Source organism: Flavobacterium sp. UGB4466 (assembly GCF_903469665.1).
Classification (GTDB): Bacteria; Bacteroidota; Bacteroidia; order Flavobacteriales; family Flavobacteriaceae; genus Flavobacterium; species Flavobacterium lipolyticum.
On record NZ_CAGKLC010000024.1, the window covers coordinates 43,757 to 62,981 of the forward strand.

At 34.1% G+C, this 19,225-nt stretch carries 14 protein-coding genes; all 14 read left to right on the forward strand.

Going from position 1 to position 19,225, the window contains the following annotated elements; all coding sequences use genetic code 11:
• Positions 1–9 precede the first annotated feature (9 nt).
• On the forward strand, positions 10–1,725 hold the full coding sequence (locus tag JO950_RS08765) for a carbamoyltransferase C-terminal domain-containing protein (protein WP_202702296.1): 1,716 nt from the start codon (positions 10–12) through the stop codon (positions 1,723–1,725).
• A gap of 317 nt (positions 1,726–2,042) precedes the next feature.
• On the forward strand, positions 2,043–2,834 hold the full coding sequence (locus JO950_RS08770; RefSeq protein WP_202702297.1) for a bifunctional 2-polyprenyl-6-hydroxyphenol methylase/3-demethylubiquinol 3-O-methyltransferase UbiG: 792 nt from the start codon (positions 2,043–2,045) through the stop codon (positions 2,832–2,834).
• Between the two features lie 3 nt (positions 2,835–2,837).
• A complete protein-coding gene (locus tag JO950_RS08775) occupies positions 2,838–3,785 on the forward strand; it encodes a cysteine synthase family protein (RefSeq protein ID WP_202702298.1) in 948 nt (315 codons plus the stop codon).
• Positions 3,772–4,737, forward strand: coding sequence for a 2,3-diaminopropionate biosynthesis protein SbnB (locus JO950_RS08780; protein WP_202702299.1), 966 nt, complete (start codon positions 3,772–3,774; stop codon positions 4,735–4,737). Before JO950_RS08775 ends, JO950_RS08780 begins: the two co-directional genes overlap by 14 nt.
• 176 nt (positions 4,738–4,913) lie before the next feature.
• Positions 4,914–9,356 carry a non-ribosomal peptide synthetase gene (locus JO950_RS08785; RefSeq protein WP_202702300.1) on the forward strand — a complete coding sequence of 1,481 codons (4,443 nt, stop codon included), beginning with the start codon at positions 4,914–4,916 and terminating at the stop codon, positions 9,354–9,356.
• Positions 9,357–9,543: 187 nt separating this feature from the next.
• Complete coding sequence (locus JO950_RS08790) at positions 9,544–10,437, forward strand: AraC family transcriptional regulator (RefSeq protein ID WP_202702301.1); 894 nt, start codon at positions 9,544–9,546, stop codon at positions 10,435–10,437.
• A gap of 107 nt (positions 10,438–10,544) precedes the next feature.
• The gene (locus JO950_RS08795; RefSeq protein WP_230001502.1) at positions 10,545–11,462 is read left to right on the forward strand and encodes a DUF6268 family outer membrane beta-barrel protein; all 918 of its coding nucleotides are present in this window, start codon (positions 10,545–10,547) and stop codon (positions 11,460–11,462) included.
• Positions 11,463–11,507: 45 nt separating this feature from the next.
• A complete protein-coding gene (locus JO950_RS08800; RefSeq protein WP_202702303.1) occupies positions 11,508–11,921 on the forward strand; it encodes a DUF2141 domain-containing protein in 414 nt (137 codons plus the stop codon).
• A gap of 86 nt (positions 11,922–12,007) precedes the next feature.
• On the forward strand, positions 12,008–12,742 hold the full coding sequence (locus tag JO950_RS08805) for an ABC transporter ATP-binding protein (RefSeq protein WP_202702304.1): 735 nt from the start codon (positions 12,008–12,010) through the stop codon (positions 12,740–12,742).
• Positions 12,743–12,745: 3 nt separating this feature from the next.
• Positions 12,746–13,681, forward strand: coding sequence for an HlyD family secretion protein (locus tag JO950_RS08810; protein WP_202702305.1), 936 nt, complete (start codon positions 12,746–12,748; stop codon positions 13,679–13,681).
• Between the two features lie 106 nt (positions 13,682–13,787).
• Positions 13,788–14,927, forward strand: coding sequence for an FtsX-like permease family protein (locus tag JO950_RS08815; protein ID WP_202702306.1), 1,140 nt, complete (start codon positions 13,788–13,790; stop codon positions 14,925–14,927).
• A gap of 12 nt (positions 14,928–14,939) precedes the next feature.
• A complete protein-coding gene (locus tag JO950_RS08820; RefSeq protein ID WP_202702307.1) occupies positions 14,940–16,283 on the forward strand; it encodes a TolC family protein in 1,344 nt (447 codons plus the stop codon).
• Between the two features lie 153 nt (positions 16,284–16,436).
• Positions 16,437–17,099, forward strand: a complete 663-nt coding sequence (locus JO950_RS08825) for a hypothetical protein (protein ID WP_202702308.1) — start codon at positions 16,437–16,439, stop codon at positions 17,097–17,099.
• Positions 17,100–17,699: 600 nt separating this feature from the next.
• Positions 17,700–19,225 (forward strand): condensation domain-containing protein (locus JO950_RS08830; RefSeq protein ID WP_202702309.1); only part of this gene is annotated, 1,526 nt, incomplete at its 3' end.

Consider the following 19,225-nt stretch of genomic DNA (forward strand, 5'->3'; position numbering starts at 1 on the left):
TACAAAATTATGAGAAATATTATTTTAGGAATAAATTGTGTATACCATGAATCAGCGGCATGCTTGATAATTGATAACAAAGTAGTGGCGGCTATTGAAGAAGAAAGACTCTCAAGAGTCAAACATGCAAAAGAATCAAAAATTGACAATCCGGATGAACTGCCAATTCTTGCGATAAACAAATGTCTCGAGATGGGGGGGATAAGTTTAGAAGATGTTTCTTTAATAGGGTTTTCATTTAAACCTGAAAGAAGATTAGAAAACATCCCTTCAGAAGATCGTTTCGTACCAAACAACTGGGGTTGTGAGGATGGCGAAAAGTTATTCTATGATAAATTAACACAAATTCCTCAAAAACTTCAGGAAATGGGGTTCAAAGGACAGTTTAGCTTTATCGAACATGCGATAGCGCATTGTGCATCAGCATACTATCCCTCTCCGTTTAGTGATGCGGCCATACTTTCTATTGATGGAATCGGCGAATTTGAATCGACCACCCTTGCCTACGGACATGGTAAAAATATTGATGTAGTACAACAAATTGCCTATCCTAATTCAATTGGGTTTTTATGGGAGAAAATTTCTAAATTTTTAGGCTTTTCAGAATACGATGCGTGTAAAGTAATGAGCGTAGCGTCGTTCGGAAATCCTTTAACATTCGAAGAGGAATTCAGTAAGATAATTTCCATCAATGATCAAACTATTTTTGAACTGGACAATGAGGTACTGTGCTTCAGAGTTGAAGATTATTCTAAGTTAGAAAAGTTATTCAACATTAAAAAAAGAGAAACATTAGATGAATTAGAAGAGGTACACAAGGATATTGCTGCTGCTCTGCAAAAGTGGACAACCGATATTATTGTAAAAGTTACCGACAGGCTTTTTGAAGAAACAAAATCTGAAAATCTTTGTGTTGCGGGTGGTGTAGCTTTAAACTGTGTTGCCAACACCATAGCTTTTGAAAATAGTAAATTCAAAAACATTTTTATACAGCCGGCAGCAAATGATGCGGGAACGGCATTGGGAGCGGCTTTAAAACTAAATATAGAATCAGAAGGTAATTTAGAAGGATTGGTTTTGGACAATACGTTCTTAGGGCCTTCATTTACAACCGAAGAAATACACAATGAAATGTCCAAGAGAAATCTGGTGTATTCACATGTGGAAGACATAGAAGTGAAAGCTGCAGAACTTATTAAAGCAGGTAATATTATTGGATGGTTTCAGGGAGCAATGGAATTTGGACCCCGGGCGCTTGGAAACAGAAGCCTTTTGGCAGATCCGAGAAATTTCCATATGATTAAAAAACTCAATTCAATAGTAAAACACCGGGAAGATCACAGACCATTTTGCCCAAGTGTTTTGTCGGAAGAAACAGAAAACTGGTTTGACATTAAAAAAAGCACACCTGTATCCGAGTACATGCTTATGGCTTATCCGGCTTTAACCAATAAAAAAGAACTTATACCGGCAGTAGTGCATGTTGACGGGACTTCGAGAATACAGGCGGTTAATCAGAAAACCAATCCAAAATATCATGGGTTAATATCAGAATTCTATAAACTAACTGGTATCCCAATGGTTTTAAACACTTCTTTTAACGATAGGGAACCAATTGTTTGTACTCCTGAGGATGCGATAAAAACTTTTTTGAAATCCAATATTGATTATTTGGTTATGGGGAATTTTATTTTAAACAAACAGGATAATCTGGAAAAAGTGTAATCTTTTTGATGCTGAGAATAAAAATTTTGAAAAAGATTCCACAACTATTGAATGTATCTTTGTAGGGCTATGCGTCTATTGCAGAAGTAGTTAATCGTGTTGGTGGAACTCGGGTACTGCTTTAAAAGAAGCGATGAGATAAGTGAAAGCAGTACAGCGATACTACTATTGATAACGAATTAATAGTCAATAGTGGAAATCCGTATTCAGAAAAAAAATCACAGAAGAAGTACTGGCGTTAAACCATTATTTTTCGCCAGTGCTTTTAAAGGAATGTTTAAAAAAGAACTCCTAATAATCAAAAAATTATACACAAGATGGATTATAAAAAATATACCGAAGCAAACAGGATTGCATGGAATGAGGTGAACCCGATACATCAGGATTTTAAAAAGAGATATAAAAGCAAATTCACTTTAGAGGACTTTAGTACTTTGGATGAGAACCTTCTGGAAGTATTAAATAAAATAACATTCCAAAACAAATCGATACTTCAGCTGTGTTGTAACGACGGTGAAGAACTGATCTCATTAAAAAAAATGAATGCCGGCAAATGTGTCGGTATCGATATCTCTGACGAAGCGATCGATTCGGCACGTTTTCTAAACGACCAACTGGGTCTTGACTGTACATTCCATGTTTATGATGTTTATGAAATGGACGAGATTATAGAAAGCGAAAAATTTGATATCGTATTAATGACAGTAGGTGCCCTGGTCTGGCTGCCCGATTTGAATCAGATCATCAAAAAAATCTCAAAAGTATTATCTCCTGAAGGATTTCTGGTGATTCAGGAACAACATCCTTTTAGCTGGCTTATCGATGAGGATATGAAACTTTCGGAAGAAGAAAATTATTTTAGAAAAGAACCATTAAAAGAGGAAGGTGGCCTGGATTATTTAGGAAAAACAGAATATACAGGAAGCGCAAACTATAGTTTTAATTATACGTTCTCCGACCTATTCAATGCCATTGCTGATAATGGGCTGTCACTTTACAAATTATTTGAATATGCTAATGATATATCAAATTTAAAAGAAGACCTGGAACAAAAAGAACTTTCCTATCCGTTGTCTTATATCTGCATTGCAAAAAAACACAAAACCTAATCGATGAATACATTATTAGACAAACTGTACAAACTAAAAAAACTTATTGGAAATACTCCTTTGTATAATATATGCGCGGAGAAGAATATTTTTATAAAAGTAGAATACTATCAACTTGGTGGTAGTATAAAAATGCGATCCGCATTTAAAGTAATAGAAGAAGCAATTCTTGATGGTTCAATCAATGAAGACACAGTTGTAATCGAATCTACTTCGGGAAATTTTGGGATAGCGCTCGCTTTGATCTGCAGAAAACTGGACCTGAAGTTTATACCGGTTATAGATCCGTGCATCTCTTTATACAAAAAGAAAAAGCTGGAACTACTATGCAGTCACATTGTTCAGATCACACAAAAAGACGAGACCGGTAATTATTTACTGAACAGAATAAAATTTATCAAAAACTATCTTGAAGAAAATAAAAACTCTTTCCAGCCCAACCAATATAAAAACAAGAATTGTTACCTGGCTTATAATGCCATGATGGAGGAGATAAAAGATCAAATTGATCAAATAGATTATATTTTTATCTCTGTGAGTTCAGGAGCTACAGTCACCGGATTATCACAGCATATCAAGAAGTATTTTCCAGGAATAAAGATTATAGCGGTAGATATTGAAGGCTCGCTGATTTTTTCTACCATAACCAAAGAACGCAAACTACCGGGCATTGGTGCCAGCAAAACATCTGATTTTATTGCCCTGGCAGACATACACGATCATGTTATTTTAAGTGAAGAGGAAATCATAAGCGGCTGCCAAAAGCTTTTCCATGAGTACGGCATCCTGGCTGGTGCTTCCGGAGGAGCAGCTTTTTATGCCGCCTTACAAAATATTGAAAATTCTGAAAACAAACAGAATTGCCTGGTCATTATACCCGATTCCGGCGATGATTACCTGGAATTAATAGATTATAAATGCTTTCAACAAACTTCTTATGAAATACATTAATGAACAAAACATATTGGAAATAGGGAATGACTGGAATGAAATTATTCAGGTTATTGAAGATACTGTTCTCCTGTTAGAAAAAAAGGATTACGCACAACCTATAAAACCATACCTTAGATATAAAGATTTAAAAAACAGAATAATCGCTATGCCGGCTTATGTAGGGGGCGACTATAATATTTCGGGCATAAAATGGATCGCCAGCTTTCCTGACAATATAAAAAATAATCTGCCGAGGGCCAATTCAGTTATTATCCTGAATAATGCCGATACCGGTGTGCCCATATCGGTGATAAATACGCCCATGGTCTCGGCCATACGTACATCGGCAGTTACTGGTGCGATCATAAAAAGCTACAGGGAAGCAGTAGAAATTAAGGAGAAAATAAATTTTGGTATTATTGGTTTAGGACCAATCGGGAGAATGCATCTCGAGATGATTTTTACTTTGCATGAAGATATCATTGACAAAGTTTATGTCTACGATATCAATCCAATTGACGCAGAGTCGCTGCCTGAAAAATGGAAACACAAGATCGTAGTCGTAAACGATTGGGAACAAGCCTATTTAAACTCAAAAATTTTTATTACCTGTACGGCTTCGTCAAAACGATACATCAATCTTCCACCTCCAAAGGGTTCATTGCAACTCAATGTTTCATTAAGAGATTATGAGGCCGATGTTTATGATTTTATTGACTGCGTGATTGTTGATAATTGGGACGAAGTGTGCCGCGAAAACACCGATATTGAAATGATGCACCAGACAAAAGGACTGCTTGAAGAAGATGTCCTTATAATCACGGATGTCTTATCCGGAAAATTAAGAAAAACTATAAAAGCAAACGACACCATAATGTTCTGTCCTATGGGGATGGCGATTTTTGATATCGGGATAGCCAAATATTTCTATGAATTATCACAAGATAAGCGTATCGGACAAACGTTGTAATTTTTAGGAAAACGTATTGCCAAAACCGAAAGAAGAAGCAAAACGATTATCGCAGTTATCCATGCTGATGCCTTTTTAAATAGGCCGATAGAATCCTAAAAACTGGATTACAGCCATGCAATTATGGATGAAAAAGTGACTGATAATGTTATGGAACTACTATAAAAAGAATATTCATGAAACTGACATTGCCCCAACAAGATATTTACTTCGAACAATTATTATTTCCTAATGAGCCTGTTTACAATATTGGGGCTAAAATCGAAATTAAAGGTCAAGTAAACATAGAAATATTCAAAAGAGCCTATGTTGCATTGATTGATCAGCACGATGCCTATAGAAGTGTTATTGTAAAAAAGGAAGAAAATGTTGGTATTCAAATACTAGCAGACCATCAATCGGAGTTGGGGTTTATTGATTTTTCAGACTTTGAAAATCCAACTGAGGAAGCAAATCTCTATATGCAAAAGGAATTTATGAAACCTTTTGATTTAGTAAAAGGAAGCCTTTTGCATATTTTTACTTTAGTGAAAGTTCAGGACGATTTTTACTATTTATTCTCGGTGTACCATCATATTATAACCGATGGCTGGGGAACTTCATTAATGTTTCAAAGATTGGTTCAGAACTACAATGAGATTTCTGAATTTGGCGCAATTATTTCCGATTATCCATTTAGTTACAAAGACTTTGAAGAAGATGATTTCGAATATCAAAATTCAGAATCATTGAAGCAAGATTTAAAATACTGGTCTCAAAAATTCAAACCATTACCGGAGAATTTATTCGATAAGTTAGATGACCGTTTGCAAATAAACAAAAGCAGCCGTAAAGAACTGGTTATTACAAGAGCGGTTTACAACCAATTAAATGAACTAGCCACAAGCTCTAAATGTTCTACTTTTGCTTTAATTTTAGGAATTTTATATACCTATTTTGGCAGAAAACACGAAAACAACGATTTTGCTATTGGCTTACCCGTTTTAAACAGAAGTAAAGCTGCCTATAAAAAAACGGTCGGGCTTTTTATGGGAATTTCTCCTCTGAGAATGTCATTGGATTTTGAAGCGACTTTTCAGGATTTAATAATTGATATCAAAAATCAGTTAAAACATGATTATCGCCATCAGCGATTCCCGTTAGGAAAGTTAATTCAGGAATTGCAGTTGTACAGCCAAAAAGAGCGATTGTTTAATATCACACTTTCTTACGAAAAACAAAATTATTCCGCTCATTTTAAAAACACACAAACCAAAGTAATTCCATTAAGTCATCAATCAGAAAGAGTAGCTCTGGCTTTATACATAAGAGAATTTGACGAATCAGAAGATGTGAAAATTGATTTTGACTATAATTTGAATTATTTTGATGAGGTAAGCATCACACAAGTGGTCAATCATTTTGAAAAGTTGGTTCATGCTGTTTTATATAATTCAGATAAAAAGCTAAAAGAGTTAACCTATTTAACCAAAGAAGAAAAGCAACAAGTAATATTTGATTTTAACCGTACAAAAGTTGGGTATCCAAAAGATAAAACGATACTGGATTTATTTCAGGAACAAGTTAAAAGAGTACCTGAAAAAATTGCGGTAAAAGGGGAGACAAAATCATATTCTTATAGCGAACTGGATAAACTATCCAGCCAGATAGCAGCGTACATTATTTCAAAATTTTGTCCGGAAGATAAAGCGCCAATTGCTGTTTTGTTAGGGCGCTCTGCTAATATGATTGCTGTTTTGTTAGGTATTTTAAAAACGGGCAGATCTTATATTCCATTAGATCCTGCTTTTCCAAAAGACCGTTTAAACTATATTGTGGCCCATAGTCAAACCAGCATCATTATTAACGAAAATAATGATGAAATTGAGGGGATAGAACAGGTAAAGACCATAGCATTAGAACATATTCTTGATGAAATTGGGGAACTGCAAGCAACAGCCTTTCAAAACGTATCCCCACAAGATGCAGCCTACATTATCTACACCTCAGGTTCAACAGGGAATCCAAAAGGAGTTGAAATTGGGCATCGGTCATTGCTTAATTTCTTAACCAGTATGCAGCAGCTACCCGGAATAAATGAAAATGACATTTTATTTTCGGTAACAACGTATTCTTTTGATATTTCTATATTAGAATTTTTCGCACCCTTAATTTCAGGAGCGACTTTATGTATTGCTGACCAGAATTTGTTATCTGATTCTAATTTAATCATTAGAAAATTAGAAGAACTCAAACCCACAATCATCCAGGCCACACCAAGTTTTTTTCAAATGTTATTCAATGCTAACTGGCAGGGCGATAAACAATTAAAAGTATTATGTGGCGGCGATTTGTTAAGCGAATCATTAGCCCAAAAACTAATCAGCCATAGTTCCGCAGTATGGAATATGTACGGACCAACCGAAACGACTATTTGGTCTAGTGTAAAAAAAATAGAGCGCCCCTCGCAAGCCTCCACTATTGGTAAACCCATCAACAATACGCAATTCTATATTTTGGATGCATTTTTAGATCCAAAACCGATAGGAATTCCGGGAGCCCTTTATATTGCTGGCGATGGATTGGCACTGGGATATTATAAAAACAAGGAATTAACCAAAGAAAAATTCATCCAAAATCCTTTTGATGCGAATACTTTGTGCTACGAAACGGGAGATGTTGGAAAATGGAATTACAATGGAGAAATAGAATTTTTAGGGCGAAATGACAATCAGGTAAAAATTAGAGGTTATCGAATAGAATTGGGCGATATCGAGTCGCAATTAAATCAAATAGCTGCAATTAAAGATACTGTTGTCATTGCTAAAAAAGGAGCACAACAAGAAGCTTTTTTAATAGCTTATGTTTTGAAAAATCAAGAGTTCATCGATACAATTGAAATTACGAATCAATTGAAAAAGACACTTCCGTATTATATGATTCCGAATGCAATTATTCCACTGGAAGAATTTCCGCTTACGCCCAATCAAAAAGTAGATAGAAAATCGTTGTCACAAAGAGAGATTCAGTATAATACAAACGAAGATCATTTTAAAGAACCTGTTTCCGATTTAGAAATAAAACTATCACACTATTGGGCAACAGTATTAAATACAAAAGAAGCCATAAGTGTAACGGATAACTTTTTTGCACTTGGAGGTCATTCTTTGAATGCGGTAAAATTGATTGGATTAATTTCCCGAAACCTTTATGTAGAGATTACTTTAAAAACGATTTTTGATTTTCCTACCATAAAAGCACTGGCTGTTTATTTACAAGAATTAAAGCCAACCCAATCGAATGCCATACCTTTAGCTGAAATCAAAGATTTATATCATTTGACTCCTGCTCAATATACCATTTGGCTGGCTTCTCAACAAACAAAGAATTCGATTGCTTATAATATGTCTGCCGGCTATACTATTGAGGGAATTATAGATACAGCTAAAGTGAACCGGTCCATCAATCAAATCATTGAAAAGTATGAAATTCTAAGAACCAACTTTATCGAAATTGATGGAATTCCGTATCAAAAAATCAATGCTCCGGAAAAAAACAGGTTTGAAATTGTTGTACATCAATTAAAAAATGATTCCATCGAAGAAGTGATCGATCGATTATGTAATACTGAATTTGATTTAGAAAAAGACATGTTGATAAGAGCTCAATTGCTACCCTTAGAAACGAATCAACATTTACTCCTTTTTTCGACACATCACATTATGATGGATGGTTTGTCACTGGAAATTTTTATCAAAGAATTTATCCAAAACTATAATCAAAGTACTCAAAATCGAACACAAGAGAACAGTCTACAACTTCAATTTAAAGATTATTCGGAGTGGTTTAATAAAACAATAAAAGAAAATCAATCTAAAAATGAGTTGTTTTGGAAAAATTATCTTCAAAACTATACACCTAAAAATTCATTTGACAGGGATTTTAGTATTCAGAATAATAAACAAAATGGACGTAAATTATCATTTGAGCTTACAGAAGAAGTTACGCTTCTTTTAAAACAATTTGCTGCCGAAAAGCAAATGACTTTCTATACCCTTTTAGTGGCTTCACTCAATGTTTTAATTTATAAACTATCCAGGCATTCGGATATATGTATTGGTACCGTAAATTCAGGAAGAAATAGCTATGAGTTAAACAATCAAATCGGAATGTTTGTGAAAACTCTGGTGTTAAGAACTCAAATAAAAGCAGAACAAACTTTTACAGATGTATGGGAGAAGGTTAATCATAACCTATTGGAAATAAACAATTATCAGGATCTGCCATTTGACAAAATAGCGTCGGATATTTTTGATCTGATGTTAGTCTATCAAAACCCCGAATTTAATTTTGAAAACAGCATTGAATTAGATGAGTTGAAATTAACATCTTATGCAATCGAAAGCAAATTCAGTAGAATTCCTATCGTGTTTAACTTGTTTGAAAGTAAACATCAGTTAAAAGGAACTATCGATTACAATTCTGATTTGTTTGAGGAAGATACCATACAAATGATTGTATCAGAATTTGGTAAAATGCTAAATGATATTGTTGTTAATCCTTTAATTAAGATGGTAGAAATAGACAACAAATTAGAGCAGGAAATCAATACGACATTAGATTTTGATTTTAATTTTTAATGATTTTATTTGTTTTTTATCATAGAATGCGCAGCGCCTGTGAGGTAGACTTTGTAGAGTGTAACAAAATTGAAGGCAACTCCAGTCTTATCTAGTATTTGTGAATAGGATAATTTTAATTGGTTATATTCTACAGATGTAATCGAACCATTTCTTATGTTTGTAGCTCAATCTCTAAGTTTTAAGTATGAGTAAGAGTATTAAAATTATTTCATCAGAAGAATTTCCAAAGCAATTTATGTCTGATGCTTCTCTCGACTTTGATTTCTTAAAATCTCCCTTACAGATATATGATTTAAATACTACAACCGAGTATATCCAGATTCCGACCCCGCTTTTTAGACCTGATTATAATTTTATGGTTCATGTTACCAGAGGTTATGCCAAACAGCAAGTCGACAAGGAAGTGATATCCATAAATGAAAATGATGTTTTGTTTGTAAAACAGGGACATATTACCGCAATGAAAGAAATTGATCAGATGATAACGGGACATTTTATTTTGTTTGAGGAGCGTGTCCTGAATCATATTTTATCGAAACAGGAGCTAATACAGATTTTTGCCGCCAATTCGGTTCTTAAATTGCCTAAAGAGACCAGTATATGGCTTAATTCTTTGTTTGGTTTATTAAGCCAGGAATTTCGCAATGAAAATTCCAATATTGAAATTTGTTATTCGCTCATGCAGGCGGCTTTCCAGAAAATTCTTTTTTCAAATAAAGAACGGAATAAAACAATACATCGCAACAATGAGATCACTTTTTCTTTTAAAGAGCTGGTCTATAAACACCATACAGAGAATAAGTCAGTAACCTTTTATGCCGATAAATTAAAAATTTCTGTAAATTATCTCAATAGATGCATCAAGCAAACCACCGGAATAGCTCCGAAAGAGTGGATAAACAATGTTAGTATTCTACAAAGCCAGATACTTTTGCAAGATTTGACTAAAGATATTTCAGAAATTGCTTTTGCCTTGAATTACGAAGATCCTTCTTATTTTGGACGCCTTTTCAAAAAAATAACAGGTACGACTCCTTCTCAGTACCGAAATTCATTAAAGCAAGATTTGTCCGAGTAACGGCAAACTAAATCCTAGTAACAATTATTGTTTTAACTGCAACTTTGCCCTAAGAAAATCTTAGAGGGCTGATACAGCTTGTGTGTTTAAATTTAATAAATGTTATTTTGAAAAAAGTACTGTCATTCGTTTTAGTAACCTTGTTTTTTTGTTTTCCAAATAAGTTTTATGCTCAATTAATTACAGATGGTGCCGGGATGAGCATTACTGTACACGGGAGAACTAACTTTAAGAATTTGTCAACTGTAGATCTGTACTATGGGAATAAATTCAAATACAATACTTACGATTTTTGGTTGCCAATACCACCTTTTAAAATTGGAAAAACACGTATTCTTGGAACGGTCAACTACCGTGTTTTAGACTTCACATTTGACCGGGATATTGAAATTAGTCCGAATTACATCACGAAGATAAACGAAATTAAACCCACCATTGTTGTGCGGCATCCTATAGGAAAAAGATGGGCCGCTTTTGGAGTCTTGATACCTACAATTGCTTCTGACTTTAAAAATTCGTTTTCGATGAATGATATGGTTTTCGATGGCATTTTTGGAGTTTCGAGAAAGTTTGGAGAAAAGTCCAATCTGGAAATCGGAATTGGCCCTCATGTTATGTATGCTTTTGGCAAGTTTTTAATAACACCTGCCGTATCTCTGGATTATAAGAGCAATAATGGTAAGTGGCTTGCTCAAATATACTGGCCAAGGGTAAATGTTTTTAGAAATCTCGGCAGTAGTACCCAAGTTGGTCTGGCCGGCTCGATTGACTGGACACTTCACAATTTACAAAACTACAAGAATGATCAGGGAGAAGAGATCGATTATGCTCAGTTTTCGGCCATCCATGGCGGTTTGCAAATTAATCAACGTCTTTTTGATGGCTTTTGGTTACAACTCCAGGGAGGTTTAGGATTTGCCAACAAATACACACTTTTTAATTCTAATAATGACACCATTAGCAATTACAAAGCAAAAGAAACGCCTTATGTAAAAATGATGCTCAGTTATCGTTTTGGGAAGTAGGTACACAAACAGAATCATATTAAAAATTATAAAATTAAAGACAAAATGAAAAAATCTATTTTAAGCATTCTTCTATTGGGAGTATCTTATTTTACTAATGCACAGCAGGTAAAAACGAATGTTGATGTACACAATGTTCAAAAAGGTAAAGGAGCTGTTGTACTAAATGTATATGATAAAAAAGAAAATTTTCTCAAGCGAGCCTGCTTTACCAAAGTTCAAAAAGTGAATCAGGAAACGATGAAGTTTCAAATTGATTTGCCAAGAGGGACTTACGCAATTACGGTTTATCAGGATTTGGATAATAATGGAAAACTAAACAGTAACTGGCTGGGGATGCCTAAAGAGCCTGTAGGGAACAGTACGAATTTTATACCGGATGGCGGGGCACCAACATTTCAGGATTGTTCTGTTTATATCTTAAATAATGACGCTACTATTAAAATAAATCTTTACTAAGGATTTTTGAAATTTTAGTTTAAAAGAGTCTGTCTTTTATCAAATGACTGGCATTACCAGGCAAACTTAAATCATGACATAAAATTATGGAAGAGATAAATTCTGAAAAAAAAGTTATTGCAGAGTTAAAGGGGGCTTGCAAGGAGTATCAAACCGGTGATACATTGATTACGGCTCTGGAAGCAACAACTATTCAGTTTAGAACCCGGGAGCTCACCTTAATAATTGGTCCTTCGGGTTCAGGGAAAACTACACTATTATCGCTGTTAGGCTGTGTTATTTATCCAACAAAAGGAGATGTTTTTATTGATGGTCAACACGTAAATGCGCTTTCGGCTAAGGAATTATCGGCTTTGAGATTGAATAAAATAGGTTTCGTATTTCAAAGTTTTAATCTTTTAGCACCACTTAATTCTTTAGAAAATGTAATGATGCCGTTGCAGCTTATGAAGGTAAGTGAACCCGTGGCAAAGAAAAAAGCAGAAAAAGCTCTTGAATTAGTGGGGATGAAAGACAGAATGAAAAATTTACCCAAAATGCTAAGTGGGGGCCAGCAACAAAGAGTTTCGATTGCACGGGCATTGGTAACCAATCCGCCAATTGTGCTTTGTGATGAACCAACGGCTGCATTAGATGTAAAAAGTGTTGGTTTAGTAATGGAGGAACTAAAAGAACTTGCTCAAAATGGAAAAAGTGTAATTGTGGTTACACATGATATGCGGCTTAAGAAGTTTGCAGACAGAATTATTTATGTAGATAGTGGAATTGCGACTGAAAATGAGAATACCACATTTATAAAGAATCAATTAATCAAATTATAAAGAATGAAATATATTTTAATTTCTATAACGGCTCTTCTTTTTTTTAGCTGTGATAAAAAAGAAGAAGTAAAACAGGGACAGACCGGTTTTACTAAAGAAGCTCTTTCATCGGATATTGTAGGAATCGGACGCGTTGAACCGGAGGAGAAATTGTCTTTATTGGCAACAGAAGTGGGTGGTGTTGTTCTGGCTATCCATAAAAAGGAAAATGATACAATTGGGAAAAATGATTTAATTATCGAATTGGATCATTCCGTTCAGGATGCTAAAATCGCCCGGATAAAAAGTCGAATTCAAACACAAAGAGTTGAGGTTAACATAGCACAATTGAATTTAAAAGAGCAGAAAATAAATGTTGCAAACAAACAAATTGAATTAGAACGACTGAGAAACTTACAAGAAAAAGGCGCGGAAACAAAACAGAATGTGGATAATCTTGAAACAGAAACTAAAATTTTTCAAACAAATCTGGAACAATTGAAAAGCAAGGTTTTGGTTGAAAACTCCAGACTTCAGGAAATTAAACAAGAGCTGGAAGTGTCAAACAGGGAGATGCAACAATATTTGATAAAAGCACCGGGCGATGGACAAATTATGACAATGTACGCAACGAAAGGAGCGGCATTGTCACCCAATCAGTCTTTTGCAGATTTTATTCCGAAAAGTAATTTGGTTGCTACCTGTGAAATTGATGAGCTGTTTGCAGACAAAGTTAAAAAAGGTCAGAAAGCCATTATTCGTCAAATAGGTTCCAATACAACTATTGGATCTGGTAGGGTTATTTTCGCGTCTTTGGCACTTAAACGCAAATCTATTTTTTCTGAAAAAGCAGAAGATCAGGAAGACAGAAGAGTACGGGAAATAAAAATCCTGTTGAACAACCCAACGAAATATTTAATTAATTCCCGGATTGAATGTGTTATTCAAGTATCGAAATAAGTAAGCATCAAAAACAAGCCTGATAGGGAATAAGTTCATAGAGAATGGAAATGCCAATATAGAGGAATGAATCCCATCTATAAAGGAAAACAAATAATAACTAAGTATGAAATTTGGTATTAAAACAGCGTGGAAGTTTATTCGTTTCGATAAAACAAAAAGCATTGGAGTAGTGGTTGGAATAGTAATAAGTACTTTTCTCATTGGACAACAAATTGGGACATTTAATTTTTTGACAGGACTAATGAGTGTGCTGGTAAAAAACACAACAGCTGATATTTGGGTTGTTGATAATAAAACGACAGATGCCAATCAGCTTAGTTTGATAGATACCAGAAAAGAAAAGGAAATCAAGAGTTTGGCTGGAGTGAAAGAGGCATTTCCAATGGTTGTAACAAATGGAAAGGCAAAATTTCCTAACGGAACCAGTGCTGTTGTAAATATTATTGGGAGTGAATTTCCTTATTTTAAAGCAGGTCCGGATAGTGCAAAGGTTGTACAAGGAGAACTTTCAGATTTAGTACAGGAGGCAGCTGTGTCTGCAGATTATTTTGACCGAAGTAATTTTGGAGGTTCATCAAATGTTGGAACCAGTTTTGAAATCAATGGGAAAAGAGCAGTAATTACTTTACAAACAAAAGGCATAAGAGGTTGGGGTGGTTATTTAATGTACACTACGATTGACAGAGCAAGATTTTACAGTAATATTCCCTCTACTGCTATGAGTGCTTTATTGGTAAAAGTAAAAAAAGGGAAAGATGTAGATCAGGTTGTCGATCAGATCAATAATTCTATTTATGGAGTAAGAGCATGGCGGACATCATCTTTGAGTTCAGCAACCATAAATAGTGTTTTGGCTTCTACAGGTTTAGGTGCCAGTACAGGATCTTTAGTAGGATTTGCCATTATTGCCGGTTTTTTTATTATTGGATTAACGATGTATTCATCAGCACTTGACAGAATTAAGGATTATGGAACGCTAAAAGCAATTGGTGCAACGGATTCCTATATTAGGAAATTAATACTTACACAAGCTGCTTTGTTTGCTATTGTTGGATTTGTGATTGCTTTTATTTTCTTATTGGGGTTTAAGAACGGAATGTATCAATCGGGAATAGTAATAGATTTTAGTCCCGGAATACTTTTCATAATTCTGACCGTTACCTTCTCTATTTCGCTTTTCGGAGCTGTGTTTGCCATTAGAAGAATAAAAAATGTAGAACCTGCCTCTGTATTTAGAGGTTAAAAAGTTGTTAGAATGAAAAATAATGTATGGTATATCTGTCTTATAAGCTGTCTTCTGTTGTCAGGATTTTTTAAAATGAATGCACAAAGTACGGTCTGGACCTTAGATAAAGCCATTGAAGCAGCACAAAAGAATAGAAAAATAGTAGCTTCACTGGAAAAAGAGTATAAAATCAACCAATTAAGAACAAAAGAATTAAATGCAAAATATTTGCCCAGAGTAGCGTTGAATTATAATTATCAGTACAATCCGATTATTGCTACAAGTGTTTTGCCGGCTGAAGCATTTAATTCCCATCAAGCCTCAGAGGGTATGGTTCCGGTAAAATTAGGAGCTAATTATTCTCAAAGCGCAGGTGTTTTATTGCAGCAACCTTTAGTGGATATGGCTATTTCAAAATTAATAGCCGAATCGAAACTACAGGAGAAACTAGCTGCTTTAAATGAAAAAGAGGCAAAGTTGGAACTTACTTATGAGGTCTCAAAAGTATATTTAAATATAGTAGTTGCAGAAGAGCAAGAAAAAGAAGCGGTTGGCGATACTGCACGTACAGCACTGAGTCTGGAAACTATTAATCAAAAATACAAGTACAAAAGAGTTTTAAAAACAGACGTAAACGATGCTAAAGTGACGCACAATAATGCGGTTCAAAAATACCGCAATGCGGTGAATAATGTATTGGTTTTGAAACAGTATTTCTTATACGTTATCGGAAGTGAATCTTTGATTGCTTCTGCTGTGAAATTAGAAAAATACAGCCTAGAGGAAGGTATTGGTAATCTGGATGATAATCTAATTGAAGCATTGCCGCAAATTGAAATTTTGAAAACGCAAAATGAAGTATTAGAGAATAAGAAAAAGCTGGAAAGAACTAAATATAGCCCCTTGATTACTATTAATGGTTACTTAGGAGCCGATCAATTTACAGAAAACCTAAATCCTTTTCAGCAAAATAGTTGGTATGGAAATAGTTATGTTGGTGTCTCACTAAAGTTGCCTTTTTCTTTTGGAGAAAATACAGCAAAAAGAATTGATCAGTTAAAATTTCAGCAAAATCAAAATACGGATAGAATTACTGAGGATATTAATAAAAGTAAATACAATGCTTTAAATGCCGTTACTGTTTACGCTAATGTTTTGGAACAACTAAAAACAGTGAGTGAAAACAGTAAACTAACTTCAGAGATTGTAATGATTTACCAGGACCGATATAAATTTGATCAAATATCCTTTAATGAACTAAATGATAAAGAGATCAAATTGCAAAATCTGGAGTTGTTTCAGAATCAGCTTAAAAAACAATTGATAGTATCATGGCTTGATTGGAAAAAAGCGGCAGGAAAATTAGTCTGGTAAGTTTGAAGAGCATTAATTCATTATTTTTTTAGGATAGTGTTCATTACAAATTCTTTCATTTCGATTATTATTGAACGGCATTTAATACCTTTATAGGAAAAGTAGTTTGAAATTTTGCATAATAATGCACGTTAATAACCAAGGGGCATGCTAATGGGATTTAGTATAAAAGAGATAGAGACAGTTTTGATTTTAGTATTTGTTGTCATTGCACTTGTTTTTTTATATTATTATCAAAATAAAAAGAGGAAAAGCCACGTAGAAGAGATTATGGATCAAATTGAGCAGATGTCCGATACTGAATATGAAGAATCTGTGAGACAGGTACAAGTCCGACTTCAAAAAACTAAACTAAAAAATGTAGTAACAGGAGAGGCTTTTGTTTATTTCGGGAAGGGAAATTTTATTAGATTGGGCGATCATACAAAAAATGCAAAATATTTGAAATTTTGCGAAAATGCCGATTATATGGAGGAATTCCGTACAGACCTTGGATATTCACTTGAAGGCAGATATAATAAAGATTTTTATATCATATATTTCGATGAAAAACCCTATGTGTCACTGCCGTTATTGCAAACTTTATATCTTTTTGATGAATCTAAGTGGCGAAAAGTATTGTACCCAATAGAATTTATCGATGGATTTGGGTATGATTTTTTAGGATTTCTGCAGCTTTCATTATCAAAGAGATATCCGGACAATAGGTGGCTGGAAGATAACAGTTCGGATTTTTGTAATAGATTTTACTTTAAAGATTTGACAGTTGAAGTAATTTTAAGCGTGCCCACCAGTTTTGATGATGCCTTTATGTAATAAAAAGCCTTTAAGCAATAAGTAAGTGAAATAAAATTAATCTTAATTGCTGTACGATAAATTTAGGACGAGACAATTAAAAATTATGAGACAATATATAGTTGTTTTTTTTTGAAATGAAGTTTCTACTAATCATATATTGGAGAGAAAAGTGTTAGATGTTCCATAAATTTCACTTTTTTAGAATTCGGTTTTGTACTTACGCACCGGAAAAATGGAAAAAACTTGTACGATATAACTAGTAAGTAAGAGTCGTAATTTTATGTTTTAAGAGGAGTAGAAAAGTCGGTTGGCCGGCTGTATGGTGTTCTGTTTTTTGCGCATCTATTATTTTAAAAAATTCAGAACAATTTGGATATCAGTTGGTAAGAAAAGTTCAGGGCGGTTCTAACTCATCTCTTCGCTAAACACCGATTACTTGATCCTTATGTGCGTTGATTTGAGAGGCAAACTTCTTAAGTTTTTGGCTGAATCCGCAACATGATTTCCTAATGGTGGCGGACAAATTTCGCAGTTCTTTTTTTAAGTTAATTTTTGTTAATTGTGTTTTTTTTTTGTTTATTTGGTTAATGCATAAATCTAAAAAAAAACAATACCACAATGCATAAATTAAAAATAAACCAACAAGAAATTTATTTTGATCAATTGCTGGATTCTGAGAGTCCTCATTATAATATAGGAACCTATATTGTAATCAAAGGCGACTTAAACATAGCATTGTTTAAGGAAGCAGTTAGAAGTTCCAAAAATGTATTTGATGTTTTTAAATATAAGAATTTTTCGAATCATGCCCCATTTGTTAATTTACAGGAAGAGGATTTAAGTATCCAAATTACGGAAGTAGATTTTTCAAGCGAAGTTTGGTCGGAAGAATTAGTTAAAAAATGGCTTCAGGAAAGGATCAATACACCATTCGATATTTATGCCGGAAGTTTATACGATTTTGTATTAATAAAAATCAGCCATGATAAGTATTGGTTCTCTATAGGTTGTCATCATTTATTTTCAGATGGATATGGAGTACCATACGTATTTTTGTCCTATATCTTTGATAAGTATCATGCTTTAAGAACAGGAGAAAAAAAAGAGTTCTGTTACCCATCCTATCTTGAGCAAGTTGAAAAGTCTACGGACTATTTGGATTCGAAGAGTTATGAGTCTGATAAAGAATATTGGAGACGGAAATTTACGCAGTCTCAGGAATCTATTCTTCAAAAGAGAGTAAAGACTACTTCATTTAAAACTGATTCAGTTCAATTCTTTTTCAGTACAGAAGAGCAGCAGAAATTAAGAACATTTTGTGCAAATCAGGAAATTGGTTTGCAAGATTTTTTAATCGCTGTTTTGGCGGTGTATTATAATAAAGTGTACAGCCAAGAGTTTTTTGATTTTAGTATACCCATTCACAATAGAACCAGTCATGGGGAGCGAATAACTTTGGGGCTATTTTCAAAACTCATCCCTTGTCGCTTAAAATTGGAAAACTGCAGTCTTAAAGAATTGTTTGCTGATATTAAGACAAACCAACGTCAGGACTATCGTCATAAACAATTTCCGGTGAGTCATTTTAATACTATGCTTCTCTCTGAAAGTAGTAATTTATCTAAACCGTTTGATATCAGTGTAAATTATCGGTATTTTAAACTGAATACCGATGAATCAGAACTTGATTTAAAAGGTTTTAAAAATGATGCTACATATTCTAAAACTCCAATAGAATTTAGTATTTGTGACTTTGCGGAAAAAGGGGAGGAAGATTTGTTTTTAGAAATTATCTTTCGTGAAGATTATTTTACCAATGCTGAAGTACGAGTATTAGGCGAGAGCTTATTGAAAATTATTGATCAGTTTTATATTTTTGGTAGTGATGATATAGACAGTATTCATGTTTTAGGTGAGGATGAAAAACACAAACTGCTTTTCACTTTTAATGATACAACAGTAGCCTATCCGAAGGATAAGACGATTGTAGATTTAATTGAAGAACAGGTTGCAAAGACACCGGATAACATCGCCATAGTCTTTGAGGATACAGAACTGACTTACAGGGAGCTTAATGAACGATCCAATCAGCTGGCGCATTACCTAATAGAAAATTACAACATTCAGCCGGATGATCTGATAGG